The sequence below is a fragment of the Streptomyces sp. 4N124 genome, assembly GCF_052245395.1.
Taxonomy (GTDB): domain Bacteria; phylum Actinomycetota; class Actinomycetes; order Streptomycetales; family Streptomycetaceae; genus Streptomyces.
Window position 1 is genome coordinate 1 of sequence record NZ_JBQQBS010000019.1, and the last position, 26,763, is coordinate 26,763.

Consider the following 26,763-nt stretch of genomic DNA (forward strand, 5'->3'; position numbering starts at 1 on the left):
GGTGTCGCCCGCGCCGGTCGAGTCCACCGCGGTGACGTTCGGGGCCGGGACGGTGACCGGCTCCTGGCCGCGGGCCGCGTACAGGCTGCCGGATGCGCCCAGCGTGATGACCACTTCCGGCACCTGGTCGAGCAGGACGTACGCGGCGGCGTGGGGGTCGGGGACGCCGGTGAGTGTGGCCGCCTCGTGCTCGTTGGGGACCAACAGGTCGGTGGCGGCGAGGAGTTCGGGGGGCAGGGGCTGGGCCGGGGCGGGTGTCAGGATCGTACGGACGCCATGGGCCCGTGCCGCCTGGGCGCCCGAGAGGACCGCGGCGAGCGGGATCTCCAGTTGGAGGAGCAGCGCGTCGGCGGAGGCGATCAGGCCCTCGTCGCCGGGGGCGAGGTGGTCGATGGTGCCATTCGCACCGGGGATCACGACGATCGCGTTGCTGCCCTCGTCGTCCACCACGATGTGGGCGGTGCCGGACGGGCCCTCCGTGGTGCGCAGATGGTCGGTGTTCACGCCGGAGTGCTCCAGTGTGGAGCGCAGCTTGCTGCCGAAGCTGTCGTTGCCGACCGCGCCGATCATCGAGACGCCGGCGCCCGCGCGGGCCGCGGCGATCGCCTGGTTGGCGCCCTTGCCGCCGGGGATCGTACGGAATGCGCGGCCGGTGACTGTTTCGCCGCGCTGTGGAGCCTTCTCGACGTAGGCCACCAGGTCCATGTTCGTGCTGCCGAGTACGGCGATGTGGGTCATGGGCGAGAAGCCTCCAGGCGGGTGAGGGCTTGGGTGAGGTGGGCGAGGGTGTCGAAGCCGGTGCCGTTGAAGTCGCCGACGGAGGTGGCCAGGCGGTTCTTGAGGGGGGTCGTCCAGCGGTCGGGAAGTGCGGCGGGGGAGCCGGCGAGGAGGGCGGCGATGCTGCCGGTCGTCGCGCCGTTGGAGTCCGTGTCCCAGCCGCCGGAGACGGCACGGCAGATGGAGGTGGTGAAGTCGCCGTTCGCGTGGGTGAGGGCGGCGGTGATCAGGGCGGTGTTGGGGATGGCGTGGACCCAGTGGTGGTCGGCGTAGGTGGTGTGGAGTTCGTCCACGACGGTGTCGAAGTCGGTGTGGTCTTCGGCCAGTTGGAGGGCGTGGTGGATGGCCTTGGTGAGGCGGGAGTTCGGGGGGATGACCGTGAGGCCTGTGCGTAGGCAGGTGTGGATGTCCTGCGTGCCGGTGGCGGCCGTGGCGATGACGGCCGCGGTGAACATCGCCGCGTAGACGCCGTTCGCCGTGTGGGTGAGGGTGGCGTCCCGGTGGGCCTGTTCCGCTGCGGCGGCTGGGTTGCCGGGGTTGGTCCAGCCGTGGACGTCGGCGCGGATCAGGGCGCCGATCCATTCGCGGAAGGGGTTGCGGTGGCGGGCCGTGTGTGGGGGCTCGATGCCGGTGAGGAGGTTGCGGTGGGCGATGCGTTCTGCGGTGAAGGTGCGGCCTGCGGGGAGTTCGTCGAGCCAGAGGGTGGCTACGTCTTCGGTGGTGAAGGTTTTGCCGTGGCGTTGGAGCAGGAGGAGGTTGAGGAGGGGGTAGTTGAGGTCGTCGTCCTCTGGCATGCCGTCGATGTTTTCGGCGAGGGAGGTGGTGGCCGATCGGCGGTTCCAGGGGTACTTCGTGGCGAGGTCTTGGGGCAGGCCCTGGGCTGTGAACCAGGTGGTGAGGGGCCAGTTGCCGGTGGCTTTGGCCAGTTGGCGGATGCCTGTGAGGGAGAGCTTCTCCACCGGTTTGCCCAGGAGGCACCCTGCTGCTCGGCCGAGCCAGGCTGCTTCCAAGCGGGCCTGAGTGGGGGCTGGGGCGGGGTGGGTCGCGCAGCCCGGCGCTTGCGGGGTGCCGCCTGCGCCCACCCGTGCCGCCCCAGGCGGCACGCATGCCCGCAGGTGGGGGCACAGGGTCTTGATCTTCTCCAGTTCCGTTGGTTCTTGCTCCTCCAACGCGCTTGGGAGGTCCGCCAGTTCGTCCAGCAAGTCCTCTGCCAGTTGGCGCAGGTAGCGCGATGCCCGATCCGGAGAGGCACCGGACCGTGGCGGAGCCTCCTGACCACCCGCCGCTCGCCACCGCGCCGCGATCCTCGAAGGCTCGCGGCCGTCCAAAGCCGCCTGGCGCAGCTCGTGGCCGAGGAGGTCCTCCGGCTGGACCCACGTCAGTCGGAGCATGCCGGGACTCCCAGCTCGGTCAGTGCCTGCTCGTGTGCCCGGCGTCGTCGTACGTCCCGTTCGAAGATCTCCCGGGTGACCTGGGTCAGTGTGGTCGCCGGTTCCCAGAGGTCCAGGCGGCTGGCCTCCGAGACGGTCTTGGACCAGTTCTCCGGGATCGGGGAACCCAGGGCGCCCGAGAGCGCGCCCGCCATCGTGGCGATGGAGTCGCAGTCGCGGCCGTAGTTCACCGAGCCGAGGACGGCGTGGCGGAAGTCGCCGTCGGCGACGACCAACATGCCCAGGGCTACCGGGAGTTCCTCGATCGCGTGCAGGCGGGACGGGCGGCGGGCGCCCAGGGAGGGCTGCCGGTAGTCGGGGCCCACTGTGTCGTACGGCGCCACCGCCTCCCGGAGCGGGCTCAGCGCCGACTCGAAGTCCGAGTGGGCGGAGGCCACTTCGCAGACCTTCTCGATCGCGGCCCGCGTGCCGTCCTTCGCCAGGGACAGGCAGGTCGTGACGACCGAGTCCGGCGTCGCGCCCGGCACGCAGGCCGCGGCCACCGCCGCCGCGAAGACGCCCGCCGCCTCGCGGCCGTACGAGGACTGGTGGGCGCCCGCGATGTCGAGGGCCTCGGTGTAGGCGGCCGTCGGGTTGGCCGCGTTGACCAGGCCGACCGGGGCCATGTACATCGCCGCGCCGCAGTTGACGATGTTGCCGGCGCCTGCCTCGCGCGGGTCGACATGGCCGTAGTGCAACCTCGCGACCAGCCACTTCTCCGCCAGGAAGACCCGGTGCAGCGGCAGGGTCTCCGTCTCCAGCTCCGGGATCCAGCGCGGGTTCGTCATCAGGTCCGGCACCAGGTGCTCGGCGATCGCGTAGGCGTCCAGGTGGTCGCGGACCTGGGCGTACACCCGTACCAGGGCGTGGGTCAGCAAGGTGTCGTCGGTGATGTGGCCGTCGCCCTTGTGGTACGGGGCGATGGGGCGGGCGGTGCGCCAGGCGCCGCCGTGCCAGGGGCCGACGATGCCGTGGACGCGGCCGCCGTGGCGTTCGAGGATCTGGGCGGGGGAGTAGCCCTCGACGGGGCCGCCGAGTGCGTCGCCGACGGCCGCTCCGACCAGGGCGCCGGTGATCCGGTCCGGCAGAGTGATCGCTGAGGTTTCATCTCCTTTGGGCGTCATGCCCCGAATCATCCTCCCGGTGGGGCCGGTTGCGCGGCTTCCAGGAGTTCGGCGAGTTCCACCAGGTCGGTGCCGGTCAGACGGGGCAGAACGCAGCCGGAGAGGGTGCGGCAGGTGTCCCGCCAGGTCGCCGGGATCGCCGCACCGCCGCCCAGTGCGCCGGTCAGGGCGCCCACGAGCGCCGGGGCCGAGTCCGCGACCCGGGACAGACAGGCCGCCGCGGGGACCGCCTCGGCGATCCTGCCGTGCGCCGCGGTCGCCAGGGCCAGGGCGACCGGGACCGTTTCGGCGGCGGCGATGCCGTAGCTGTAGACGTGGTCGACGATCTGGTGCTCCAGGAGCGGGATCAGCGCGAAGGCGCCGTCTGTGTCGGCCGCCAGCTTCAGCGCGTGGCGGGCGTTGCGGCCGGCCTCGGTGGACTCGGGGAGTTCCGCCAGGGCCGCCCGCGCGCACGCCTCGACCTCCGCTCCGACCAGCGCCAGCGAAACCGCCGCCGCCATCGCCCGCGCGCCGTGCACCCCGTCGCCGTCCTGGGTGTAGCGGGCGTCGAACTCGGCGAGGGAGGCGGCGAGTTCGGGGTCGCCGGGGTGGGCCACGGCCAGCACACAGGCCCGTACGCAGGCCGCGTCGTCGAAGTAGTGCGGGTTGTCGTGGCCGGTCGCGGGCGGGCGCAGTCCGGTGGCCAGGTTGCCGAGACCCGCCCGGACCGAGATACGGGCGCGCAGCGGGAGCACCGCCGATTCGATCTCGGGGGCGCGTTCGGCCGCCGCCGCGACTTCGCTCGCGACCGCGTTCCAGGTCAGGTCGATGGCGGCCCGCGTACGGCGCTCCCGGCTCAGGTCGCCCAGCGCACTGTCGTCCCCGGCCCGCAGCACGGCCTCCGCCGCGAACACCGCCCACTCCGCGTCGTCGGAGGGGCCGAGGCGGAGGGGTTCCGGGGGCTGGTTCAGCGCGATCGGCACGGGGAGCGTGGTCGTCGCGTTCTGCTCCGCGAACGTGTCCAGTTCGCGGGTCAGGCGCCGCGTCCACTCCGGCATCCGGGCCGCCCGGTGCCGGGCGGCCGGCCAGCCGGCGGCATCCCCCGCGGCCAGCCCCAGCAACAGCCCTTCCACCCGCCGGGTCACGGCCGCACCTCGTCCTCGTCGGCGGCGAGGACATAGAGGGCCACGGGGTCGGATTCCGCAGGCCCTTCATGTCGTACGAGACCATCCGGTCGTACGAGATCGTCCTGCCGTTCCTCTGCCTCCGCGTCCTCTTCTTCCGTCAGCAGGTCCGCCACATCCAGCACATGGTGGCCCCTCATCGACGGCAGGCAGCTGCCGCGGGCGGGGCCGATGGCGGCGGCCCAGTCGGACGGGATGGCGGACGCGCCCTGGGTCGCGCCGGCGAGGGCGCCCGCGACCGCTGCCGTGGTGTCGGCGTCGCGACCCATGTTCACGGCGGTCAGTACGGCCTGGACGAAGTCGCCGTCGGCTGCCGCGTAGGCGCCGAAGGCGAGGGCGACGGCTTCGGGGGCGAGGTCGGTCCAGGGGTAGCCGCCGATGACGACCGCGGAGCGGACCGCGCGTTCGCCGCGGTGGGCGACGGCGACGGCGCGGCGCAGGGAGCGGGCCGTCCAGGAGTCGTCCGGGACGACGGCGAGGGCGGATGCGACCACGGCGATCGTCGGGGCGCCGGCCATCGCCGCGGCGACGCCGGCCGCAACCGCCTGTCCGCCGTAGATGCCCTCGCCGTCATGGCTGACCGAGCCGTCGATCGCCACGAGACGGGCCGCTTCGGCCGGGCGTCCGGAGGCGAAGACGCCGAACGGGGCCGCGCGCATGGCGAGGCCGTCGCTCCAGGCGTGCCGGTGCTGGGCGGAGATGGGGGCGGCGAGGCCGCGGCGGAGGTTCTCCAGGGTGCCGCGTTCGCTGAAGCCGGCGCCGCGGAAGGGGCCCTCGTCGCGGTCGGCGATCCACTTGTGCCAGGCCGTCTCCACATGGAAGGGAGTGAGGGCGCTGCCGTGGCGGGCGAGCAGCAGGCCCGAGAAAATCGCGTACTCGGTGTCGTCCGTGCCGGCCGGCTTGTCGGCGACGTACCCGGTGATGCGGCCCCAGCGGGCGCGGATCTCGGAGGGCTTCATGTTCTCGGCGGGGGCTCCGAGGGCGTCGCCGACGGCGAGGCCGAGCAGCGCGCCGCGTGCCCGGTCGCGGAGTTCGGCGGCGTTCCCGGGCGCCGGGGCCGAGGGAACGCAGGCGATCGATGCCATAGGGGGCCTCTCCTCCGGGGGCTCCTCCCAGGGCGCGGAGCCCTTTGCGGATGTGTCCCACCGGAGGGGGCCGGGAGAGCGTCGGGGGCCTCAGTGTCACCCGGTCGACATCTGTGCATGCTCTCTGTCGAATGAGCGATCGATGGTAAAAGCGCAGGTTAGCCCAGCCTTTCCTTGCTGGCGGGAGAGGAATCAGGGGCGTAAGTTTGGTGTTGTCAAAGACTGGAATCAGTCTAAACTTAGCCTCACCTTAGCTCTGGGGGATCCGGCATGGCCATCATCGAAACCGAAGCGACGCTCCATGAGGCGCACCGCGACAACCACACCCACCGGGATGTGAACGGTGGCTGGCTGCGGCCCGCCGTCTTCGGCGCGATGGACGGCCTGGTCTCCAACCTCGCCCTGATGACCGGTGTCGCGGGCGGCGCGGCCGGTCCGCGGACCGTTGTGATCGCCGGGCTCGCGGGTCTCGCCGCCGGGGCCTTCTCCATGGCCGCCGGTGAGTACACGTCCGTCGCCTCGCAGCGCGAGCTCGTCGAGGCGGAACTGGACGTGGAGCGGCGGGAACTGCGCAAGCATCCCAAGGACGAGGAGGCCGAGCTCGCGGCGCTCTATGAGGCGCGCGGGGTCGAGCCCCGGCTGGCGCGGGAAGTGGCGGGGCAGCTCTCGCGCGATCCCGAGCAGGCCCTGGAGATACACGCCCGCGAGGAACTGGGCATCGACCCCGGTGATCTGCCGTCGCCGCTGGTCGCCGCCGTCTCGTCGTTCGGTTCCTTCGCGCTGGGCGCCCTGCTTCCCGTGCTGCCGTATCTGCTGGGCGCCAGTGCACTGTGGCCGGCCGTGCTGCTCGCGCTGGTGGGGCTGTTCGCGTGCGGTGCCGTGGTGGCCAAGGTGACGGCGCGGACCTGGTGGTTCAGCGGATTCAGGCAGCTCGCGCTCGGTGGTGCGGCGGCCGGTGTGACGTACGCCCTGGGCAGCCTGCTGGGAACGGCCGTAGGATAGATGGACTCGCACTTATGCGTTGGGCCGCATAAGTAGCCGTTACTCGCTGGTTTCGATTGCTTAACCACCGGGCATGAGCCGTAAGCGCTGTGGGCAATGAGGCCTGCCGCGCACCCTCGGGGTCGACGACGACGCCTCCCCGGCCCTCGGGCTGACGGACATCGATCTGTCCGCTTCGGTCCCCATTACTTCCGCCGCCGTGCGCGGTACCCCCGCCGCGACCGCGGCGTCCGCATGTTGGAACGCGGTATCCGGTTCCCGAGAACCGCCCCATCATGTAACCTGCACGAAATTTTGCACTCACGCAGAGGGCCAGCGTCGTCCCTCGGCACCTGCATATGCCAAGTTGACGACGACGGGAGAGCCGATGCGTACGCCGCGCCAGCCGTCCCAGCACTCTATGAATGGCCAGAACTGGTCGTTCATGGATGCTCGCCCTGCTGCGCAGGGTATGTACGACCCCCGCAATGAGCACGACGCCTGTGGCGTCGGCTTCGTGGCCAACCTCACCGGTGAGGCGAGCCATGCGCTGGTCGAACAGGCGCTCACGGTTCTGCGCAACCTGGAGCATCGCGGCGCCACCGGCTCCGAGCCCGACTCGGGTGACGGCGCCGGCATCCTCTCCCAGGTTCCCGACGCCTTCTTCCGTGAGGTGGCCGGATTTGAACTGCCGCAGGCCGGTGGGTACGCCGTCGGTATCGCCTTCCTGCCCGAGGCAGGCGCGGACGAGGCCGTCTCACGGATCGAGACGATCGCGGCCGACGAGGGGCTGACGGTCCTCGGCTGGCGCGAGGTGCCGGTCGCGCCCGAACTCCTCGGTGCCACCGCCCGCTCGACGATGCCCGCCTTCCGGCAGATCTTCGTCGCCGACGGCACCTCGGAGGGCATCGACCTCGACCGCAAGGCCTTTGTGCTGCGCAAGCGCGCCGAGCGCGAGGCCGACGTCTACTTCCCGTCGCTGTCCGCGCGGACCATCGTCTACAAGGGCATGCTGACCACCGGCCAGCTGGAGCCCTTCTTCCCGGACCTGTCCGACCGCCGCTTCGCCTCCGCGATCGCGCTCGTGCACTCCCGGTTCTCCACCAACACCTTCCCGAGCTGGCCGCTCGCCCACCCGTACCGCTTCGTCGCGCACAACGGCGAGATCAACACGGTCAAGGGCAACCGCAACTGGATGGCGGCCCGCGAGTCCCAGATCGTCTCCGACCTGTTCGGCGAGCAGGACAAGATCGACCGGATCTTCCCGATCTGTACACCCGAGGCGTCCGACTCCGCCTCCTTCGACGAGGTGCTGGAACTGCTGCACCTGGGCGGCCGTTCGCTGCCGCACTCCGTGCTGATGATGATCCCGGAGGCGTGGGAGAACCACGACTCCATGGACCCGGCCCGGCGCGCCTTCTACCAGTTCCACGCCACGATGATGGAGCCCTGGGACGGCCCGGCCTGTGTCACCTTCACCGACGGCACCCAGGTCGGCGCCGTGCTCGACCGCAACGGCCTGCGCCCCGGCCGCTACTGGGTCACCGACGACGGCCTCGTCGTCCTCGGCTCCGAGGTCGGCGTCCTCGACATCGACCCCGCCAAGGTCGTCCGCAAGGGCCGGCTGCAGCCCGGCCGGATGTTCCTCGTCGACACCGCCGAGCACCGCATCATCGAGGACGACGAGATCAAGGCCCAGCTCGCGACCGAGATGCCGTACGCCGAGTGGCTCGAAGCCGGCGAGATCGAGCTGTCCGACCTGCCCGAGCGCGAGCACATCGTGCACACGCACGCCTCGGTCACCCGCCGCCAGCAGACCTTCGGCTACACCGAGGAGGAGCTGCGCGTCATCCTCGCGCCGATGGCCAAGGCCGGTGCCGAGCCGATCGGTTCGATGGGTACGGACTCGCCGATCGCCGCGCTGAGCGACCGCCCGCGCCTGCTCTTCGACTACTTCACCCAGCTGTTCGCACAGGTCACCAACCCGCCGCTGGATGCCATCCGCGAAGAGCTGGTCACCTCTCTCCGCAGCTCCCTCGGCCCGCAGGGCAACCTGCTGGAGCCGACGGCCGCGTCCTGTCGCAGCGTCACCCTGCCCTTCCCGGTGATCGACAACGACGAGCTGGCCAAGCTCATACACATCAACGCCGACGGCGACATGCCCGGCATGAAGGCCGCGACCCTGTCCGGCCTGTACCGGGTCTCCGGCGGCGGTGACTCCCTCGCCGCGCGCATCGACGAGATCTGCGCCGAGGCCGACGCCGCCATCGACAACGGCGCCCGGCTGATCGTCCTCTCGGACCGCCACTCCGACGCCGAGCACGCGCCGATCCCGTCGCTGCTGCTCACCGCGGCCGTCCACCACCACCTCATCCGCACCAAGCAGCGCACCCACGTGGGCCTGCTGGTCGAGGCCGGTGACGTCCGCGAGGTCCACCACGTCGCCCTGCTCATCGGCTTCGGCGCCGCGGCCGTCAACCCGTACCTGGCGATGGAGTCCGTCGAGGACCTGGTCCGCGCGGGCACGTTCCTTCCCGGCATCGAGGCCGAGCACGCCATCCGCAACCTGATCTACGCGCTCGGCAAGGGCGTCCTGAAGGTCATGTCCAAGATGGGCATCTCGACCGTCGCCTCCTACCGCGGCGCCCAGGTCTTCGAAGCCGTCGGTCTCGACGAGACCTTCGTCGAGAAGTACTTCAACGGCACCGCCACCAAGATCGGCGGCGTCGGCATCGACGTCATCGCCAAGGAGGTCGCCGCCCGCCACGCGAAGGCGTACCCGGCGAGCGGCATCGCGCCCGCGCACCGCGCCCTCGACATAGGCGGCGAGTACCAGTGGCGCCGTGAGGGCGAGCCGCACCTGTTCGACCCGGAGACGGTCTTCCGCCTCCAGCACTCCACGCGCAGCGGCAGCTACGACATCTTCAAGAAGTACACGGACCGCGTGAACGAGCAGTCCGAGCGGCTGATGACGCTGCGCGGCCTGTTCGGCTTCAAGTCGGACCGGCAGCCGATCTCCATCGACGAGGTCGAGCCGGTCTCCGAGATCGTCAAGCGGTTCTCGACCGGCGCCATGTCGTACGGCTCCATCTCCAAGGAGGCGCACGAGACCCTCGCCATCGCCATGAACCAGCTGGGCGGCAAGTCCAACACCGGTGAGGGCGGCGAGGACGCGGACCGGCTGTACGACCCGGCCCGCCGTTCGTCGATCAAGCAGGTCGCCTCCGGCCGCTTCGGCGTGACGTCGGAGTACCTGGTCAACGCGGACGACATCCAGATCAAGATGGCCCAGGGCGCCAAGCCCGGCGAGGGTGGCCAGCTGCCCGGCCACAAGGTGTACCCGTGGGTCGCGAAGACCCGGCACTCGACGCCGGGCGTGGGGCTCATCTCCCCGCCGCCGCACCACGACATCTACTCCATCGAGGACCTGGCCCAGCTGATCCACGACCTGAAGAACGCGAACCCGCAGGCGCGGATTCACGTCAAGCTGGTGTCGGAGGTCGGCGTCGGCACGGTCGCGGCCGGTGTGTCGAAGGCGCACGCGGACGTCGTCCTCATCTCGGGTCACGACGGCGGTACGGGTGCGTCGCCGCTGACGTCGCTGAAGCACGCCGGTGGTCCCTGGGAGCTCGGTCTCGCCGAGACCCAGCAGACCCTGCTGCTCAACGGCCTGCGCGACCGCATCGTCGTACAGACCGACGGTCAGCTGAAGACCGGCCGTGACGTGGTCATCGCCGCGCTGCTCGGCGCCGAGGAGTTCGGTTTCGCGACCGCGCCGCTTGTCGTCTCCGGCTGCGTCATGATGCGCGTCTGCCACCTGGACACCTGCCCGGTCGGCATCGCCACCCAGAACCCGGTTCTGCGCGACCGGTACGCGGGCAAGGCCGAACACGTCGTGAACTTCTTCCAGTTCATCGCCGAGGAGGTCCGCGAGATCCTCGCCGAGCTGGGCTTCCGCACCCTCGAGGAGGCCGTCGGCCACGCCGAGACGCTGGACGTCTCGCGAGCCGTCGACCACTGGAAGGCGCAGGGCCTGGACCTGGAGCCGCTGTTCCACGTGCCCGACCTGCCCGGCGGCGCGGTGCGCCACCAGGTGATCGAGCAGGACCACGGGCTGGAGAAGGCGCTCGACAACGAGCTGATCAAGCTCGCCGCCGACGCCCTGGCCGCCGACTCGGCGACCGACGCCCAGCCGGTGCGCGCCCAGGTCGCCATCCGCAACATCAACCGCACGGTCGGCACCATGCTCGGCCACGAGGTGACCAAGAAGTTCGGTGGCGCGGGCCTGCCCGACGACACCATCGACATCACCTTCACCGGCTCGGCCGGCCAGTCCTTCGGTGCCTTCCTGCCGCGCGGCATCACGCTGCGCCTGGAGGGCGACGCCAACGACTACGTCGGCAAGGGGCTGTCGGGCGGCCGTGTGATCGTGCGTCCCGACCGGGGCGCCGATCACCTCGCCGAGTTCTCGACGATCGCGGGCAACACGATCGCGTACGGCGCGACCGGCGGCGAGCTGTTCCTGCGCGGTCGTACGGGCGAGCGCTTCTGCGTCCGCAACTCCGGCGCGACGGTCGTCTCCGAGGGCGTGGGCGACCACGGCTGCGAGTACATGACCGGCGGCCACGCGGTGGTGCTGGGCGAGACGGGCCGCAACTTCGCGGCCGGTATGTCCGGCGGTATCGCGTACGTCATCGACCTGGACCGCGACAACGTGAACGTCGGCAACGTCGGCGCCATCGAGAAGCTGGACGACACCGACAAGCAGTGGCTGCACGATGTGGTGCGCCGGCACGCGGAGGAGACCGGCTCCACGGTCGCCGGGAAGCTCCTCGCCGAGTGGTCCGAGTCGGTGGACCGCTTCAGCAAGATCATCCCCAGCACGTACAAGGCAGTGCTCGCCGCCAAGGACGCCGCCGAGCGAGCCGGTCTCTCCGAGACCGAGATCACCGAGAAGATGATGGAGGCGGCGACCAATGGCTGATCCCAAGGGCTTTCTCAACCACGGCCGCGAGGTCGCCAAGTCCCGCCCCGTCGACGTACGCCTCAAGGACTGGAACGAGGTCTACGTCCCCGGCTCGCTGCTGCCGATCATCAGCAAGCAGGCCAGCCGCTGCATGGACTGCGGTATCCCGTTCTGCCACAACGGCTGTCCGCTGGGGAACCTGATCCCCGAGTGGAACGACTACGCCTACCGCGAGGACTGGGCCGCCGCGTCCGAGCGCCTGCACGCCACGAACAACTTCCCGGAGTTCACCGGCCGCCTGTGCCCGGCTCCGTGCGAGTCGGCGTGTGTGCTCGGCATCAACCAGCCCGCCGTCACCATCAAGAACGTCGAAGTCTCGATCATCGACAAGGCGTGGGAGACCGGTGACGTCGCCGCGCAGGTGCCGGAGCGCCTGTCCGGCAAGACGGTCGCGGTCATCGGGTCCGGCCCCGCCGGTCTCGCCGCCGCCCAGCAGCTCACCCGGGCGGGCCACACCGTCGCCGTCTACGAGCGCGCGGACCGTATCGGCGGCCTCCTGCGCTACGGCATCCCCGAGTTCAAGATGGAGAAGCGGCACATCAACCGCCGTATCGAGCAGATGCGCGCGGAGGGCACCCGCTTCCGTACCGGTATCGAGATCGGCCGCGACCTCAAGGCGACCGACCTGAAGAAGCGGTACGACGCGATCGTCATCGCCGCCGGTGCGACGACCGCCCGTGACCTCCCGGTCCCCGGCCGTGAGCTCAAGGGCATCCACCAGGCCATGGAGTACCTGCCGCTGGCCAACAAGGTCCAGGAGGGCGACTTCGTGACGCCCCCCATCACGGCCGAGGGCAAGCACGTCGTCGTGATCGGCGGCGGTGACACCGGCGCCGACTGCGTGGGCACCGCCCACCGCCAGGGCGCTGCCTCCGTCACGCAGCTGGAGATCATGCCCAGGCCGGGCGAGGACCGGGCGCCGCACCAGCCGTGGCCGACCTTCCCGATGCTCTACAAGGTCACGTCCGCGCACGAGGAGGGCGGCGAGCGGGTCTACTCCGTCTCCACCACCCACTTCGAGGGCGACGAGGACGGCAACGTCCAGTGGCTGCACCTCACCGAGGTCGAGTTCATCGACGGCAAGCTGACGCCGAAGCCGGGCACGGAGCGCAAGATCCCCGCCCAGCTGGTCACGCTGGCGATGGGCTTCACGGGCACCGACCGGGAGAACGGCCTGGTCGAGCAGTTCGGCCTGGACCTCGACGAGCGCGGCAACATCGCCCGTGACGGCGACTTCCAGACCAACGTCCCCGGTGTCTTCGTCGCCGGTGACGCGGGCCGTGGTCAGTCGTTGATCGTCTGGGCGATCGCGGAGGGCCGCTCGGCCGCCCGCGGGTGCGACCGCTTCCTGACGGGCGTGAGCGACCTGCCGGCACCGATCCGTCCGACGGACCGCTCGCTGATGGTCTGATCGGCCCCAAGAAACGTCCCGCACAAAGGCGTGCGGTACACCCGACGGCGCCTGCCCCCTAGTCCCCGACCGGACGACTGGGCAGGCGCCGCCGCTTTTCTCACGCCAGTGCGCTCACCTTGCCGATGGCCAGTACGGCGAGCAGGGCGAGGAGTGCCAGGCAGACGCCCGCCTGGACCAGTGAGCGCCGATTGCGCGGCGCGTAGGCGAAGGCCACCGTCACCACCGCACCCGCGAGCAGCCCGCCCAAGTGCCCCTGCCAGGACGTGAGCCCCGCGGAGATCAGCAACCACAGCAGCAGGCCCGCCATGAAACGGTTGACGGCGTCCATGTTCGCCCCGAGCCGCCGGGCCATGACGTAGTAGGCGGCGCCGAGCCCGAAGATCGCGCCGGACGCGCCGACCGTCGGCGTCCCGGGCGCGAGCAGCAGCACCAGCACCGAGCCGCCGAGCGCGGAGAGCAGATAGAGGGCGAGGTAGCGGACGCGGCCGAGTTGTGCCTCGACGACCCGGCCCACGCTCCACAGCGACGCCATGTTCATCACGATGTGCAGGATCCCGAACGTGCCCTCGGTGGGGGGAAGATGGAGAAAGGCACCGGTCAGCAGCCGGTACCACTCCCCGTCCACGACCCCCTCCGGCTGGAACCCCGCCGGATAGGTGTCCTGCCACACGTAGTGCCCGCCGTCCGGCCCGGCCAGCCCGGCGCCCAGCATCTCGAACCGTTCCACGATCGCCGGACGCACCAACTCGCCCAGATACGCGAGCACGTTGAGCGCGATGAGTGCGTACGTCACGACAGGCGTCGCCGAGACCCGCCCGCCGACGACGGTCCGGGCCTGCCGTACCGTCCGCGCCCCCTCCTTCACGCACTCGGGGCACTGGTGGCCGACGGCCGCCTCCCGCATGCAGTCCGGGCAGATGTACCGCTCGCAGCGGGTGCAGCGGACGTGGGACTCCACCTTGGGATGGCGGTAGCAGGTGGTGACGGCGGACTCGGGTTCCACGGAACCGGCTCCTCGTGGGGACTTATGGGGGCGGCGACGGACGGCGGCGAACAAAATAGCGAACACCTGTGGACGGAGGGAGAGGTGGGGCCGCAGTGCCGTAGCCTCGGCGTCAGTCCTGACCTCGGTGTCAGTTCTGGTGAGTGAAGGGGGAGCCGGCATGGCCGCGATCAGTCTCAGCAAGGTGGAGGAGACCGCGCCCGCGCTGGTCAGCCTCTACAAGAGCGCAGGGGTGTCGCTCACGAAGCACGGCCTGGACGGGCAGCGGGCGGCGGTCTATCTGGTCGTCGACTACTCCGGGTCCATGAAGCCGTACTACAAGGACGGCAGTGTGCAGGCGCTGGCCGACCGGGTGCTGGGGCTGTCCGCGCACCTCGACGACGACGGCACCGTGCCCGTGGTGTTCTTCTCCACGGACGTCGACGCGGTCACCGACATCGCCCTCGCCGACCACCGCGGCCGGATCGACCGGATCGTGGCCGGACTCGGGCACATGGGCAAGACCAGCTATCACCTCGCGATGGACGCGGTCATCGACCACTACCTCGACAGCGGTTCCAAGGACCCGGCCCTGGTGGTCTTCCAGACCGACGGTGGCCCGATCAACAAGCTCGCCGCGGAACGGTATCTGTGCAAGGCGGCCAGACTGCCGCTGTTCTGGCAGTTCATCGGCTTCGGCGATCCGAAGAGCCGGCAGTTCGAGTATCTGCGCAAGCTCGACGAGTTGGCGGTGCCGGACAAGCGGGCCGTCGACAACGCCGGGTTCTTCCACGCCGGCCCGGATCCGCGGAAGGTGTCCGACAGCGAGTTGTACGACCGGCTGGTGGCCGAGTTCCCGAAGTGGCTGGTGGCGGCGCGGGCGGCGGGGATCGTGGGACCGGCCTGAGCCACTCGTCTGCTCGCACCGTTGGCTGAGCCGTGACAGCCGTGCCACCCTGAGTGAGATCCGACGGGGAGGCGACGACGCATGGACGGCGCACGATCGGTGGACCAGGCGGGCGGGTCCGCCCGCTCGCGCAGGCAGGCTCCCGGCAAGGGCGAGAAACTCGCGGACTGGGCCGACGGGCGGCTCGGGATCTACGGGCTGGCCAAGGCCCAGATGCGCAAGGTCTTCCCCGACCACCCGTCCTTCCTGCTGGGCGAGGTCGCGCTCTACAGCTTCATCGTGCTGATCCTCACGGGCGTCTACCTCACCCTGTTCTTCGAGCCGAGCATGGTCGAGGTCGAGTACCACGGCTCGTACGAGCCGCTCAACGGTGTCCTGATGACCAGGGCGTTCGAATCCACGCTGGAGATCAGCTTCGATGTGCGCGGCGGGCTGCTGATCCGGCAGATCCACCACTGGGCGGCGCTGGTCTTCGTCAGCGCCATGCTCGTGCACATGATGCGGATCTTCTTCACCGGCGCGTTCCGCAAGCCGCGCGAGCTCAACTGGGTCTTCGGCTGGACTCTGCTGATGCTCGGCATCATCACCGGCCTGACCGGCTACTCACTCCCCGACGACCTGCTCTCCGGCACCGGCATCCGCTTCGCCCAGGGCGCGATCCTGTCCGTCCCGATCGTCGGGACGTATCTGTCGTTCTTCCTCTTCGGCGGGGAGTTCCCGGGGCACGACATCATCTCGCGCCTGTTCCCGATCCATGTCCTGCTGCTGCCCGGGATCATGCTGGGGCTGGTGGCCGCCCATCTGATCCTGGTCTTCTACCACAAGCACACGCAGTATCCCGGCCCCGGCCGCGACAACAGGTCGGTGGTCGGCATGCCCTTCCTGCCGGTCTACATGGCGAAGGCGGGCGGCTTCTTCTTCCTCGTCTTCGGCGTGCTGACGATGATGGGCGGCATCGCCAGCATCAACCCCGTGTGGGCCTTCGGGCCCTACCGCCCCGATCTGGTGACGACCGGCGCCCAGCCCGACTGGTATCTCGGGTTCTCCGAGGGGCTGATCCGGGTGATGCCGGGATGGGAGATCAACCTCTGGGGCCACACCCTCGCGCTGGGCGTGTTCATCCCCTTCGCGCTGTTCCCGCTGGTCATGCTCGCCATCGGCGTGTACCCCTTCGTCGAGGCATGGGTCACCGGCGACAAACGCGAACACCACATCCTGGACCGGCCGCGCAACGCGCCCGTGCGCACCGGGCTCGGCGTGGCCTGGATCAGCCTGTACATGGTGCTGCTGATCGGCGGCGGCAACGACATCGTGGCCACCCATCTGCATCTGTCCATCAACGACATCACCTGGTTCGTGCGGATCGCCGTCTTCGTGGTGCCGGTCCTCGCCTACAGCATCACCAAGCGGATCTGTCTCGGCCTCCAGCGCCGTGACCGGAACAAGGTGCTGCACGGCAGGGAGACGGGCACCATCAAGAGGCTGCCGAACGGCGAGTACATCGAGGTCCATGAACCCGTCTCGCAGGAGCAGCTGTTCACCCTGACCCAGCATGAGCAGAACCCGCCGTACGAGCTCGGACCGCTCGTCGACGCCGGCGGTGTCCGCCGCCGGGTGAAACCGTCCCAGCGGCTGCGGGCCCGGCTCGCGCAGGCCATGTTCGGGCCCGGCAAGCGGATCGAGAAGCCGACGGTGGAGGAGTACCGGGAAGTCACCAGCGGCGACCACCACCCCTGACGACCAGGGCCCGGCACTCGTCCGGGGTGCCCCAGGCGGTGCGCAGGGCACGGGCCTTGGTCAGCCACAGCGACAGGTCGTACTCCGCGGTGTAGCCGATCGCGCCATGCAGCTGCAGCGCGGTCCGCGCCGTCGCATACGCCGCCTCGCAGGCCGTGACCTTGGCTGCGGCGACATCGGCGGCGTCCATGGTCAGCGCGGCGCCGAAGAGCAGGGGGCGGGCGAACTCCAGGGCGATCTTCGCGTCGGCCAGTCTGTGCTTGACGGCTTGGAACGAGCCTATGGGGGTGCCGAACTGAGTGCGCTGCTTGACGTAGGCGACGGTCTTGTCGAGGAGGGCGAGTCCGACGCCCAGCGCCTGGGCGGCGGTGGTGAGGCGGGCCCAGGTGAGGGCTTGCTCGACGGGTGGGGTGGGGGTGAGGAGTTCGCCGCCCGGGGTGAGGGGGGTGAGGCGGCGGGCGGGGTCGAGGGAGGGGCGGACGGGGCCGTGGCCGGGGGACAGGTGGAGGGAGTCGAGGGTGAGGGCGAGACGGATCGTGGCCGCGTCGCCGTCGAGGGCGTACGGGCTGCCGTATGCCACGGTGGCCATGGTCTCGCCGGAGGCGAGATGCGGTAGCAGGCGTTCGTCCTTGTCGAGCAGGACTGCCGCGGTCACGGTCTCCACCAGCGGGCCGGGCACCGCATGTCGCCCCAACTCGACGAAAGCGAGGGCGAGTTCGACGGGCCGGGGCCCCAGTCCGTCGTACTCCTCCGGCACCGCCAGTGCGAACACGCCCGCTTCGGCGATACGGCCCCACAGCGCGCGCCCGCTGCCGTGCTCGCCGCGGCTCCAGTCCCTTACCACCGTGGGCGTGTCCGCGGAGGTCAGCATCGCGTCCAGCGAGGCGGCGAACGCGCGCTGCTCGGCGTTGAGGAGGAAGCGCATCAGCGGCGTCCTTTCGGGAGGCCCAGCAGGCGTTCGGCGATGATGTCCCGCTGGATCTCGTTCGTGCCGGCGTAGATGGGGCCGGCGAGTGCGAATACGTACCGCTCCGACCAGTCCGTGTCCGTGAACTCGCCCTCCTCGGCCAGGAGATCGAGGGCCGTCTCGTGCAGCGCGATGTCGTATTCGGACCAGAAGACCTTGTTCAGGCTGGACTCCGGGCCGAGCTCCCGGCCGTCGAGGAAGCGGGAGGCGGCGGCGTAGGTGAAGAGCTGGTAGGCGCGGGCGCCGATCAGGGCGTCGGCGACACGGGGTTTCGTGGATTTCGGTTCTCCTTGCGCCTGCCAGAGCGTCAGCAGGTGGTCGGCGCTCGCGAGGAAACGGCCCGGAGAGCGCAGCTTCAGCCCGCGTTCGTTGCCCGCTGTCGACATCGCGATCCGCCAGCCCTGCCCGGGTTCGCCGATCACGTCCTCGTCCGGCACGAACACCTCGTCCAGGAACAGCTCGGCGAACGCGGGCTTTCCGTCGAGGCGGCCGATCGGGCGGACGGTGACGCCCGGTGCGCGCAGGTCGAACATCAGGTAGGTCAGGCCCTGGTGGGGCTTCGGGGTGTCCGGATCGGTGCGGAACAGGCCGAACGCGCGGTCGGCGAAGGCGGCCCGTGACGACCAGGTCTTCTGGCCGGTCAGTAGCCAGCCGCCGTCCGTGCGGACAGCCTTGGCTTTCAGGGATGCGAGGTCCGAACCGGCCTCGGGCTCCGACCACGCCTGGGCCCAGATCACCTCGCCGGAGGCCATGGGCGGCAGCACACGCGCGCGTTGTCGCTCCGTGCCGTGGTCGAAGAGGGTGGGGGCGAGGAGGCTGATGCCGTTCTGGCTGACGCGGCCGGGTGCGCCCGCCGCGTAGTACTCCTCCTCGAAGATCAGCCATCTGATCAGGCCCGCGTCCCGGCCGCCGTACGCGCTCGGCCAGTCCACCACCGACCAGCGGTCCGCGGCCAGCTCCGCCTCCCACGCGCGATGAGCCCGGAAGCCCTCCTCCGTCTCCAGCGAGGGCAGGGGCGCGGACGGCACATGCGCGTGCAGCCAGGCGCGGGCCTCGGCCCGGAAGGCGTCCTCTTCGTGTGTGAAGGCGAGATCCATCGGTGGCGTCCCCCTCGGCCGTGATCTCCTCAGCGGTCTTCTCGTGGTCTTCGCGTGGTCGTCTCACGCTCTTCCCTAACAAGTGTTTGGTAGGTTAGCGTGTCCCTATGACAGGCGTCGAGAGTCCGGCCTACGTGCCCGGGCACGGGCTGCTGAAGGGCCGCACCGCCGTCATCACCGCGGCGGCCGGGGCGGGGATCGGCGGGGCGACCGCGCGGCGCTTCCTGGAGGAGGGCGCGCGCGTGCTGATCAGCGACGCGCATGTGCGGCGGCTCAAGGAGTACGAGGCCGAGCTGGCCGGGGAGTTCGGGGCGGCCGTTGCCGCGCTGCCGTGCGATGTCACCGACGAGACGCAGGTGAGCGCGCTGTTCGAGGCGGCGGTCGAGAAACACGGCCTACTGGATGTCGTCGTCAACAACGCCGGGCTGGGCGGGACTTCGGACCTCGTCGACATGACCGACGAGCAGTGGTCGAAGGTGCTCGATGTGACGCTGACCGGGACCTTTCGGTGCACCCGGGCCGCCCTACGGCTGTTCCGGACCGGCGGCGACGGTGGGGTGATCGTCAACAACGCCTCCGTCGTCGGCTGGCGCGCCCAGGCCGGACAGGCGCACTACGCCGCCGCGAAGGCCGGGGTGATGGCGCTGACCCGGTGCGCGGCGCTGGAGGCCGCCGAGTTCGGGGTGCGAGTCAACGCGGTCTCGCCGAGCCTCGCCATGCATCCGCACCTGGTGAAGGTCACCAGCCCCGACCTGCTGGCCGAGCTGACCCAGCGGGAGGCCTTCGGGCGGTACGCCGAGCCCTGGGAGGTGGCCAACGTGATCGTGTTCCTGGCGTCGGGCTACTCCTCGTACATGACCGGAGAGGTCGTCTCCGTCAGCAGCCGGCATCCCTGACCACGGAGCGGCCCACAATGTGCTTGTGCCTACGAAGAAGAAGCCCCAGGTGACCGCCGCCCCCGAGCGCCGGCGCGAGCTCCTCGACACCGCCGCCGAGGTCTTCGCCGAGCAGGGATACAACGCCACCACCGTCCGCAAGATCGCGGACCACGCGGGGATGCTGGCCGGCAGCCTCTACTACCACTTCGACTCCAAGGAATCGATGCTGGAGGAGATCCTGCGGACGTTCCTCGACGAGCTCTGGGACGGGTACGACGCCGTCCTGGGCGCCGCCGAGCTGGGGCCGCGCGAGACGCTGGAGGCCCTGATCACCGAGTCGTTCCGGGAGATCGACCGGCACCGCGCCGCCGTCGCGATCTACCAGAAGGAGTCCAAGCACCTCGTGGCGCAGGAACGGTTCGCGTTCCTCGCCGAATCGCAGCGCAAGTTCGAGAAGGCGTGGCTGTCCACGCTGGAGCGCGGGGTCGCGGCCGAGGTCTTCCGGTCCGACCTCGACGTCCGCCTCACCTACCGGTTCGTGCGGGACACGGTGTGGGTCGCCGCGTCCTGGTACCGGCCCGGCGGACACCACAGCCCCGAGGAGATCGCCCGGCAGTACCTGTCGATGGTGCTGGACGGGATCGCCGTACGTACATAACCCACTGCTGGAGTCCGGAAGTCTGGGGAGTTGCCATGGCCGAGGCCTACATCGTCGAAGCGGTCCGTACGCCCGTGGGGCGGCGCGGGGGAGGACTGAGCGGGGTCCATCCGGCCGACCTGGGCGCGCATGTGCTGAAGGAACTGGTCGCGCGGTCGGGTGTCGATCCCGCCGCCGTCGAGGACGTCGTCTTCGGCTGCCTGGACGCGGTCGGGCCGCAGGCCGGCGACATCGCCCGCACCTGCTGGCTGGCCGCCGGGCTGCCGGAGGAGGTGCCGGGTGTGACGGTGGACCGGCAGTGCGGGTCCTCGCAGCAGGCCGTGCACTTCGCGGCGCAGGGCGTGCTCTCCGGGACACAGGACCTGGTCGTCGCGGGCGGTGTGCAGAACATGTCGCAGATCCCGATCGCCTATGCGACCCGGCAGGCCGCCGAGCCGCTGGGCTTCACCCAGGGCCCCTTCGCGGGCAGCGAGGGCTGGCGGGCGCGGTACGGGGACCGGGCGGTCAACCAGTTCGTCGGCGCCGAGATGATCGCCGGCAAGTGGGGGATCAGCAGGCAGGACCAGGAGGAGTTCGCGCTGCGCTCGCACCAGAGGGCGCTGCGGGCGATCGACGAGGGCCGCTTCCAGCGCGAGACCGTGCCGTACGGCGAGGTGACCCTCGACGAGGGGCCGCGCCGGGACACCTCCCTGGAGAAGATGGCCGGGCTCAAGCCGGTCATCGACGGCGGCACGATCACGGCCGCCTGCTCCTCGCAGGTCTCCGACGGAGCCGCTGCCATGCTGCTGGCCTCCGAGCAGGCGGTGCGTGAGCACGGGCTGACACCGCGCGCCCGAGTCCACCATCTCTCGGTGCGCGGCGAGGACCCGATCCGGATGCTGACCGCTCCGATACCGGCCACCGCCCACGCCTTGAAGAAGACCGGCCTTTCCATCGACGCGATCGACCTCGTCGAGATCAACGAGGCCTTCGCCCCCGTCGTCCTGGCCTGGCTGAAGGAGACGGGCGCCGATCCGGAGAAGGTCAACGTCAACGGCGGTGCGATAGCCCTCGGTCACCCGCTCGGCGCGACCGGCGCGAAGCTGATGACGACCCTGCTGCACGAACTGGAGCGCACGGGCGGGCGGTTCGGGCTGCAGACGATGTGTGAGGGCGGGGGGCAGGCGAACGTGACGATCATTGAGAGGCTGTGACGGGCGCTCCGCTGGGAGGTGCCGCGCTGGGTCGTCGATTGTCTGCGGCTCCGTTGTGGCTGGTCGCGCAGTTCCCCGCGCCCCTTACGGGGCGCTGCCGAACTGTGGGTTGCTAGGGGGCCGTCAGTCGTTCACGTGTCTCCTCGGCCTCCTTCATGATCCGGTCGATTAGTTCTGCGCATGTCGGCAGGTCGTCGATGACTCCGGCGACCTGCCCTGCCGCCATCACGCCGAGGTCCGTACGGCCGTCCACCATCGACGCTCTGAGCAGCATCGGAGTGTTCGCGGCGAGCAGGACCTGGCTCCAGGAGAGGTTCTTGCCGTGTTTGAGGGCGAGACCGTCGCGGATCATCGTCGGCCAGCCGAGGCCGGACAGCTTCCGGAAGCGGGCCGCGTGGCCCAGGGCTCGTAGCAGGGTTCTGGTGCGGCCGGAGTTCTCCAGCGAGTCGACCAGTTCCGTGCGGAGCATGCGGTGGGGAAGGCCGTCGACCGCCCGGGTGACCGTGACGTCCCGGACGCTCGCCGTCAGGTACCGCGCCTTGACCGCGTCCGGCACCGTCGAGTCCGAGGTGAGCAGGAAGCGAGTGCCCATGGCGACGCCCGCCGCTCCGTAGGCCAGCGCCGCGACCAGGCCCCGGCCGTCGAAGAAGCCGCCTGCCGCCACCACGGGTATGCGCACCGCGTCCACGACCTGCGGCAGCAGCACCGTCGTCGCCACCTCGCCGGTGTGCCCGCCGCCCTCGCCGCCCTGCACGATCACCGCGTCCGCGCCCCAGGCCGCGACCTTCTCGGCATGACGCCGGGCGCCGACCGTCGGGATCACGACCACGCCCGCGTCCTTGAGCGTGCCGATCAGCTCGGGGGAGGGCGCCAGCGCGAAGGAGGCGACCCGGACGCCCTCCTCGATCAGGATCCGCGCCCTGTCCCCGGCGTCGGAGGCGTCGGCGCGGAGATTGACCCCGAACGGCGCCGTCGTACGGGACGCGACCTCGCGTATCGCCTCACGCAACCGGTCGGTCGTCATCGTCGCCGAAGCCAGGATGCCCAGCCCGCCCGCGTTCGCCGTCGCCGAGACCAGACGCGGGCCCGCCACCCAGCCCATGCCCGTCTGCACGATCGGGTGGCGGACCCCGACCAGCCGGGTGAGCGCGGTGTCCATCAGGCCCTCGCCCCCTCGGGGACCTCACGCGCGCGCCGGTTGTCCGGGTCGATCACCTCACGGATCAGGCGCAGTTCGGTGGGCGTCGGCTCGCGGGTGGACGGCACCTCGTCCGGGACCGTCAGCGCGAACCCCGTCGCGTCCCTGACCTCCTCGACGCTCACGCCCGGATGCAGCGAGGCCAGCCGCATCGAGCGGTCCGGGGTGTCGAAGTCGAAGACGCCGAGGTCGGAGACGACCCGGGGGATGCGGTGATGGCGGGCACCGCCCGCATGGTCGTACCCCACGCCGCACACCATGTCGACCTTCTCCACGAACACCCGCCGGGAGTGCTTCGGGATCCAGTAACTGGTCGGATTGTTGAGGGTGTTGACCGGCGCGCCCCGCACCCCCAGAAGCTGCCGCTTCGGCTTCTCCCAGTCGCCGATGCAGGAGATGTTCTGGTTGCCGAAGCGGTCGATCTGACTCGCGCCCATCATCACGTGCCGCCGGCCTCCGGTGACGAGGGCCAGATGCTGCCGGTACGGCAGCCAGCCCTCGACGGTGCCGTCCACGTCGACCAGCATCGCCTCACCGTCGGTCAGCAACAGGTCCGGTGCGAAGGTGAGCCGGGCGAGGCGCGCGCCGACGGAGGGGATCAGGCCCATGGGGCTCGCCAGGATCTCACCGGCGCCGCGCCAGGCCTCGGCGCAGGCGATCACACAGAACTCACTCCGCGTCACGGTCATGTCCTCTCCCCCTCGGGCCCGTTGAGGAACCGCTCGGCGAACTCCGCCCAGGGTGTGGAGGCGTACTCCTTCTGCATGGCCTCGTCCCGCCCGTAGTCGGGCGCGCAGGACGTGAAGTACGCGCCGCCCGGCGCCTCCACCACGCCCGTCACCGCATGGCGTTTGATCAGCAGGGTCTGGGGTGCGGCCTCCTTCGTCAGCTCGGCGGTGTCCACGATCCGCTCGCAGGAGACGAACGCCGCGTCCGCCGCCTCGCAGAACAGGTCGTCGAAGTACGGGTCGGGCCCCAGATACTGGCCGTTGCCCCGCCGGTCGGCGCGGTTGACATGGACCAGGGCCGCGTCCAGGCGCAGGGCGGGCATGGCCACGAACGTCTCCCCGTCGTCGTACGGCGACGTCACCGTCCGCAGACCCGGGTTGACCCGCATCACATCGGAACCGATCCCGGCCCGCACCGGCAGGAAGGGCAGCCGGTTCGCCGCCGCGTGCAGCCCCCACATGAACATCGCCTCGTCGATCTCCATCAGCTCCAGCTCCCCCCGCTCGCGGGCCGCCCGGTAGTGCGGTTCGAGGGGGATCGAGTCGAGGGTGACGAAGGGGGCGACCAGTTTGCGGATCCGGCCGGCGGCGGCGAGCATGCCGACGTCCGGGCCGCCGTACGACACCACCGTGAGGTCGGTGATGCCGGACCGGAGCACTGCTCTCACCAGGGCCATCGGTTTGCGGCGCGAGCCCCAGCCGCCGATGCCGAGGGTCATGCCGCTCTCCAGCCCGGAGACGGCCTCGTCGGCGGTCATCGTCTTGTCACCCACAGCGGTCGTCGTCGTGTCGCCCACTCAGTCACCGTCCTTTCCAAAGGTGTCGCGGACCCGGTCGCCCACGCCGCTCACGCTCGCCTCGTAGGTGAAGCCCTGCTCGAAGCGGTAGCTGCGGCGCACGTCCACCGGGTCGATGCCGTTGATCGCGGCCTTGGCCAGCCGGAGCAGTTCTCCGTCCTTCGCGGCTATCTCGCGGGCCAACTCCAGGGCAGCCGAAGGGAGTTCCTCGCGGGGCACCACCCGCCACACCGAACCGTGCGCGTGCAGCTCGGCGGCGGTCGCCGTCCGCGAGGTGTAGTACAGGGCGCGCATCAGGTGCTGCGGGACCAGCCGGGTCAGGTGGGTGGCGGCGCCCAGTGCTCCACGGTCCAGCTCGGGCAGCCCGAAAGCGGCGTCCTCGCTCGCCACGATCACATCCGCGTTCCCCACCAGACCGATGCCCCCTCCCAGGCAGAAGCCCTGCACCGCCGCCACCACGGGCACCTCGCACTCATACACCGCCGAAAACGCCGCGAAGCAGCCCCGGTTGGCGCCGACCAGCGCGCTCTGCCCACGCGCCTGTATCTCCTTGATGTCCACGCCCGCGTTGAACCCCCGCCCCTCGGCGGCCAGCACGACGCACCGCACCTCCGGGTCGCGGCCGGCCGCGCGCACCGCGTCGGCCAGCGCGAACCAGCCGTCCACCGGCAGGGCGTTCACCGGCGGGAAGTCGACTGTGACAACGGCGATTCCGTCTTTCTCGGACCCCTTTTCCGGGGACGAGGTGGAGACACCCATGGGCGCATCAGCTACCTTCGCACTCAGCTACCTTTCCACCAAACATTTGTTAGGTGTGAGGCTTCGAAGCTAGCAGCAGGCGGATCGCGGCGGGAGGCCCTGTGGAAAACCAAGCGCCAGACCCTGTGGAAAACCCTGCCCATCCCCGCGACCGGCCCCTCGGCGGCCGCGTCGCCGTCGTCACCGGCGGCACCCGCGGCGTCGGCGCGGGCATCGCGAAGGCGTTCGTCGAGGCGGGCGCGGAGGTCGTCACCTGCGCGCGCCGACCACCCGAAGACCCCGTCGAGGGAACCGAGTTCGTGCCCCTGGACCTGCGGGACCCGGACGCCGTGCGCGCCTTCTTCGGCGGACTGCCCCGGCTCGACGTACTCGTCAACAACGCGGGCGGCAGCCCCTTCCGGCGACTGGCCGACGCGGACGCCGAGCGGCACTCACGGGTCGTCGAGCTGAACCTGATCGCTCCACTGACCGCCTCCCTCGCCGCCTACGAGCACCTCAGGCGATCCCGCGGCGCCGTCGTCATGATCGGCAGCGTCAGCGGCGACCGCCCCTCACCCGGCACGGCGGCGTACGGCGCGGCCAAGGCGGGCCTGCAGAGCCTCGCCCGGTCGATGGCCGTGGAGTGGGCGCCGGAGGTCCGCGTCAACACCCTCGTCGTCGGCATGGTCCGCACGGAGCTGTCCCACCTGCACTACGGCGGCGACGACGGCATCGAGGCGGTCGGCCGCACCGTCCCGCTCGGCCGCCTCGCCGATCCCGCCGACGTCGGCGCCGCCGCGGTCTTCCTCGCCTCCGACGCGGCCGCCTACATCAGCGGGGCGAGCCTGCTGGTGCACGGCGGAGGGGAGCGGCCCGCCTTCCTGGATGCCGCAACCGCCAACAAAGAGACGTGAGATGAGCGCCCGGGGAGACAAGAGCGATGAGTCGACAAGGAGACGCACCATGACCGGAATCTGCGACGGACGCGTCGTGATCGTCACCGGCGCCGGCCGCGGCCTCGGCCGCGCCCACGCGCTGGCGTTCGCCGCCGAGGGCGCCCGGGTCGTCGTCAACGACCTCGGCGTCGGCCTGGACGGCACCCCGGGCCCCGGCAGCCCGGCCGGCCAGGTCGTCGAGGAGATCCGCGCGGCGGGCGGCGAGGCGGTCGCGCACGGCGGCGACATCGCCACGACCGACGGCGCCGCCGCACTGATCCGGACCGCCCTGGAGACCTACGGCCGGCTCGACACCCTCGTCAACAACGCGGGCTTTCTGCGCGACCGGATGCTGGTCAACCTGGACGAGGACGACTGGGACGCCGTCGTACGCGTCCACCTCCAGGGTCACTTCCTGCCGCTGAAGCACGCCGCCGCGCACTGGCGTGCCGAGGCCAAGTCAGGCCGTGTGCCCGACGCGCGGATCGTCAACACCAGCAGCGGAGCGGGGCTGCTCGGCTCGGTCGGGCAGGGCAACTACAGCGCGGCGAAGGCCGGGATCGTCGGGCTGACGCTGGTCGCCGCGGCCGAGCTCGCTCGATACGGGGTTCAGGTCAACGCGATCGCCCCTGCGGCCCGTACGCGGATGACGGAACACACCTTCGCCGAGACCATGGCGGCGCCGGACGCCGGCTTCGACACGATGGCCCCGGAGAACGTCTCGCCGCTGGTGGTCTGGCTGGGCTCGGCGGGGAGCGCGGGGGTGACCGGGCGGGTCTTCGAGGCGGAGGGCGGCCGGATCACGGTCATGGAGGGCTGGCGCGCGGGGCCGACCGCCGACAAAGGGGCGCGGTGGGGTGCGGGGGAGGTGGGGGAGACGGTGCTGAAGCTGCTGGAGGAAGCAGAGGTGCCGGGAGAGGTGTACGGGACGTGAGGGCAGCCTGCGCC

The 26,763-nt window shown here is 70.7% G+C and carries 22 protein-coding genes; 10 read left to right on the forward strand and 12 right to left on the reverse strand.

Annotation, left to right across the window (positions count from 1 at the left end; all coding sequences use genetic code 11):
- The 5 genes from ACTWQO_RS20510 to ACTWQO_RS20530 all read right to left on the reverse strand — a co-directional run.
- Nucleotides 1-738 (reverse strand): ribokinase (locus ACTWQO_RS20510; protein ID WP_443238766.1); only part of this gene is annotated, 738 nt, incomplete at its 3' end.
- On the reverse strand, nt 735-2,168 hold the full coding sequence (locus ACTWQO_RS20515) for an ADP-ribosylglycohydrolase family protein (protein ID WP_443238767.1): 1,434 nt from the start codon (nt 2,166-2,168) through the stop codon (nt 735-737). The genes ACTWQO_RS20510 and ACTWQO_RS20515, both read right to left, overlap by 4 nt.
- Nucleotides 2,156-3,331: an ADP-ribosylglycohydrolase family protein gene (locus ACTWQO_RS20520; RefSeq protein ID WP_443238768.1), complete on the reverse strand. Its 1,176-nt coding sequence runs from the start codon at nt 3,329-3,331 to the stop codon at nt 2,156-2,158. Before ACTWQO_RS20520 ends, ACTWQO_RS20515 begins: the two co-directional genes overlap by 13 nt.
- Before the next feature lie 8 nt (nt 3,332-3,339).
- A complete protein-coding gene (locus ACTWQO_RS20525) occupies nt 3,340-4,455 on the reverse strand; it encodes an ADP-ribosylglycohydrolase family protein (protein WP_443238769.1) in 1,116 nt (371 codons plus the stop codon).
- Nucleotides 4,452-5,579 carry an ADP-ribosylglycohydrolase family protein gene (locus ACTWQO_RS20530; protein ID WP_443238770.1) on the reverse strand — a complete coding sequence of 376 codons (1,128 nt, stop codon included), beginning with the start codon at nt 5,577-5,579 and terminating at the stop codon, nt 4,452-4,454. Before ACTWQO_RS20530 ends, ACTWQO_RS20525 begins: the two co-directional genes overlap by 4 nt.
- Nucleotides 5,580-5,849: 270 nt before the next feature.
- On the opposite strand from ACTWQO_RS20530, the gene ACTWQO_RS20535 reads away from it, so the two are divergent.
- The 3 genes from ACTWQO_RS20535 to ACTWQO_RS20545 all read left to right on the forward strand — a co-directional run bounded on the left by ACTWQO_RS20535 (nt 5,850) and on the right by ACTWQO_RS20545 (nt 12,997).
- Complete coding sequence (locus tag ACTWQO_RS20535) at nt 5,850-6,581, forward strand: VIT1/CCC1 transporter family protein (protein WP_443238771.1); 732 nt, start codon at nt 5,850-5,852, stop codon at nt 6,579-6,581.
- 451 nt (nt 6,582-7,032) lie between these two features.
- On the forward strand, nt 7,033-11,544 hold the full coding sequence (gene gltB / locus ACTWQO_RS20540; RefSeq protein ID WP_443238772.1) for a glutamate synthase large subunit: 4,512 nt from the start codon (nt 7,033-7,035) through the stop codon (nt 11,542-11,544).
- Nucleotides 11,537-12,997: a glutamate synthase subunit beta gene (locus ACTWQO_RS20545; RefSeq protein ID WP_443238773.1), complete on the forward strand. Its 1,461-nt coding sequence runs from the start codon at nt 11,537-11,539 to the stop codon at nt 12,995-12,997. Before gltB ends, ACTWQO_RS20545 begins: the two co-directional genes overlap by 8 nt.
- 100 nt (nt 12,998-13,097) lie before the next feature.
- On the opposite strand, the gene ACTWQO_RS20550 is transcribed toward ACTWQO_RS20545, so the two are convergent.
- A complete protein-coding gene (locus ACTWQO_RS20550; protein WP_443238774.1) occupies nt 13,098-14,003 on the reverse strand; it encodes a rhomboid family intramembrane serine protease in 906 nt (301 codons plus the stop codon).
- A 160-nt stretch (nt 14,004-14,163) separates the two neighbouring features.
- On the opposite strand from ACTWQO_RS20550, the gene ACTWQO_RS20555 reads away from it, so the two are divergent.
- A complete protein-coding gene (locus ACTWQO_RS20555) occupies nt 14,164-14,889 on the forward strand; it encodes a vWA domain-containing protein (protein ID WP_443238775.1) in 726 nt (241 codons plus the stop codon).
- Between the two features lie 81 nt (nt 14,890-14,970).
- Nucleotides 14,971-16,626 carry a cytochrome bc1 complex cytochrome b subunit gene (gene qcrB, locus ACTWQO_RS20560; RefSeq protein ID WP_443238776.1) on the forward strand — a complete coding sequence of 552 codons (1,656 nt, stop codon included), beginning with the start codon at nt 14,971-14,973 and terminating at the stop codon, nt 16,624-16,626.
- Here the strand turns inward: qcrB and ACTWQO_RS20565 are convergent.
- Together ACTWQO_RS20565 and ACTWQO_RS20570 are read right to left on the reverse strand one after the other, a co-directional pair.
- Nucleotides 16,601-17,551 (reverse strand): acyl-CoA dehydrogenase family protein, encoded by a 951-nt coding sequence (locus ACTWQO_RS20565; RefSeq protein ID WP_443238777.1) that lies wholly within the window; start codon nt 17,549-17,551, stop codon nt 16,601-16,603. The two genes, qcrB and ACTWQO_RS20565, sit on opposite strands and share 26 nt — an antisense overlap.
- The gene (locus ACTWQO_RS20570) at nt 17,551-18,690 is read right to left on the reverse strand and encodes an acyl-CoA dehydrogenase family protein (RefSeq protein ID WP_443238778.1); all 1,140 of its coding nucleotides are present in this window, start codon (nt 18,688-18,690) and stop codon (nt 17,551-17,553) included. The genes ACTWQO_RS20565 and ACTWQO_RS20570 overlap by 1 nt, the downstream gene beginning before the upstream one ends.
- Before the next feature lie 107 nt (nt 18,691-18,797).
- Here ACTWQO_RS20570 and ACTWQO_RS20575 point away from each other — a divergent pair, with 107 nt between their 5' ends.
- From ACTWQO_RS20575 to ACTWQO_RS20585, 3 genes are read left to right on the forward strand one after another with little or no spacing between them, the layout of a single operon-like run.
- Nucleotides 18,798-19,586 carry an SDR family oxidoreductase gene (locus ACTWQO_RS20575; protein WP_443238779.1) on the forward strand — a complete coding sequence of 263 codons (789 nt, stop codon included), beginning with the start codon at nt 18,798-18,800 and terminating at the stop codon, nt 19,584-19,586.
- A gap of 25 nt (nt 19,587-19,611) precedes the next feature.
- Entirely contained in the window at nt 19,612-20,226 is a 615-nt protein-coding gene (locus ACTWQO_RS20580; protein WP_443238780.1) for a TetR/AcrR family transcriptional regulator, read from the forward strand.
- A gap of 35 nt (nt 20,227-20,261) precedes the next feature.
- Nucleotides 20,262-21,419 carry an acetyl-CoA C-acetyltransferase gene (locus ACTWQO_RS20585; RefSeq protein WP_443238781.1) on the forward strand — a complete coding sequence of 386 codons (1,158 nt, stop codon included), beginning with the start codon at nt 20,262-20,264 and terminating at the stop codon, nt 21,417-21,419.
- Between the two features lie 112 nt (nt 21,420-21,531).
- Here the strand turns inward: ACTWQO_RS20585 and ACTWQO_RS20590 are convergent, their stop codons facing one another.
- Genes ACTWQO_RS20590 through ACTWQO_RS20605 form a run of 4 tightly spaced genes read right to left on the reverse strand, consistent with a single transcriptional unit; the run spans nt 21,532 to nt 24,901 of the window.
- Nucleotides 21,532-22,578, reverse strand: a complete 1,047-nt coding sequence (locus ACTWQO_RS20590) for an NAD(P)H-dependent flavin oxidoreductase (protein WP_443238782.1) — start codon at nt 22,576-22,578, stop codon at nt 21,532-21,534.
- Nucleotides 22,578-23,306 (reverse strand): CoA-transferase subunit beta, encoded by a 729-nt coding sequence (locus ACTWQO_RS20595; RefSeq protein ID WP_443238783.1) that lies wholly within the window; start codon nt 23,304-23,306, stop codon nt 22,578-22,580. The genes ACTWQO_RS20590 and ACTWQO_RS20595 overlap by 1 nt, the downstream gene beginning before the upstream one ends.
- A complete protein-coding gene (locus ACTWQO_RS20600; protein WP_443238883.1) occupies nt 23,303-24,118 on the reverse strand; it encodes a CoA transferase subunit A in 816 nt (271 codons plus the stop codon). The genes ACTWQO_RS20595 and ACTWQO_RS20600 overlap by 4 nt, the downstream gene beginning before the upstream one ends.
- A gap of 24 nt (nt 24,119-24,142) precedes the next feature.
- Nucleotides 24,143-24,901: an enoyl-CoA hydratase family protein gene (locus tag ACTWQO_RS20605; RefSeq protein ID WP_443238784.1), complete on the reverse strand. Its 759-nt coding sequence runs from the start codon at nt 24,899-24,901 to the stop codon at nt 24,143-24,145.
- Between the two features lie 125 nt (nt 24,902-25,026).
- Here ACTWQO_RS20605 and ACTWQO_RS20610 point away from each other — a divergent pair, with 125 nt between their 5' ends.
- The gene (locus ACTWQO_RS20610) at nt 25,027-25,794 is read left to right on the forward strand and encodes an SDR family oxidoreductase (protein ID WP_443238785.1); all 768 of its coding nucleotides are present in this window, start codon (nt 25,027-25,029) and stop codon (nt 25,792-25,794) included.
- 49 nt (nt 25,795-25,843) lie between these two features.
- Nucleotides 25,844-26,749: an SDR family oxidoreductase gene (locus ACTWQO_RS20615; protein WP_443238786.1), complete on the forward strand. Its 906-nt coding sequence runs from the start codon at nt 25,844-25,846 to the stop codon at nt 26,747-26,749.
- Nucleotides 26,750-26,763: the final 14 nt, after the last annotated feature.

What these genes read in the sequence shown, in the direction of transcription:
- ACTWQO_RS20515 (WP_443238767.1), bottom strand. Translation starts at nt 2,168, where the DNA reads ATGCTCCGACTGACGTGGGTCCAGCCGGAGGACCTCCTCGGCCACGAG.
- ACTWQO_RS20520 (WP_443238768.1), bottom strand. Translation starts at nt 3,331, where the DNA reads ATGACGCCCAAAGGAGATGAAACCTCAGCGATCACTCTGCCGGACCGG.
- ACTWQO_RS20530 (WP_443238770.1), bottom strand. Translation starts at nt 5,579, where the DNA reads ATGGCATCGATCGCCTGCGTTCCCTCGGCCCCGGCGCCCGGGAACGCC.
- ACTWQO_RS20535 (WP_443238771.1), top strand. Translation starts at nt 5,850, where the DNA reads ATGGCCATCATCGAAACCGAAGCGACGCTCCATGAGGCGCACCGCGAC.
- gltB (WP_443238772.1), top strand. Translation starts at nt 7,033, where the DNA reads ATGTACGACCCCCGCAATGAGCACGACGCCTGTGGCGTCGGCTTCGTG.
- ACTWQO_RS20545 (WP_443238773.1), top strand. Translation starts at nt 11,537, where the DNA reads ATGGCTGATCCCAAGGGCTTTCTCAACCACGGCCGCGAGGTCGCCAAG.
- ACTWQO_RS20555 (WP_443238775.1), top strand. Translation starts at nt 14,164, where the DNA reads ATGGCCGCGATCAGTCTCAGCAAGGTGGAGGAGACCGCGCCCGCGCTG.
- qcrB (WP_443238776.1), top strand. Translation starts at nt 14,971, where the DNA reads ATGGACGGCGCACGATCGGTGGACCAGGCGGGCGGGTCCGCCCGCTCG.
- ACTWQO_RS20565 (WP_443238777.1), bottom strand. Translation starts at nt 17,551, where the DNA reads ATGCGCTTCCTCCTCAACGCCGAGCAGCGCGCGTTCGCCGCCTCGCTG.
- ACTWQO_RS20570 (WP_443238778.1), bottom strand. Translation starts at nt 18,690, where the DNA reads ATGGATCTCGCCTTCACACACGAAGAGGACGCCTTCCGGGCCGAGGCC.
- ACTWQO_RS20575 (WP_443238779.1), top strand. Translation starts at nt 18,798, where the DNA reads ATGACAGGCGTCGAGAGTCCGGCCTACGTGCCCGGGCACGGGCTGCTG.
- ACTWQO_RS20585 (WP_443238781.1), top strand. Translation starts at nt 20,262, where the DNA reads ATGGCCGAGGCCTACATCGTCGAAGCGGTCCGTACGCCCGTGGGGCGG.
- ACTWQO_RS20590 (WP_443238782.1), bottom strand. Translation starts at nt 22,578, where the DNA reads ATGGACACCGCGCTCACCCGGCTGGTCGGGGTCCGCCACCCGATCGTG.
- ACTWQO_RS20595 (WP_443238783.1), bottom strand. Translation starts at nt 23,306, where the DNA reads ATGACCGTGACGCGGAGTGAGTTCTGTGTGATCGCCTGCGCCGAGGCC.
- ACTWQO_RS20605 (WP_443238784.1), bottom strand. Translation starts at nt 24,901, where the DNA reads ATGGGTGTCTCCACCTCGTCCCCGGAAAAGGGGTCCGAGAAAGACGGA.
- ACTWQO_RS20615 (WP_443238786.1), top strand. Translation starts at nt 25,844, where the DNA reads ATGACCGGAATCTGCGACGGACGCGTCGTGATCGTCACCGGCGCCGGC.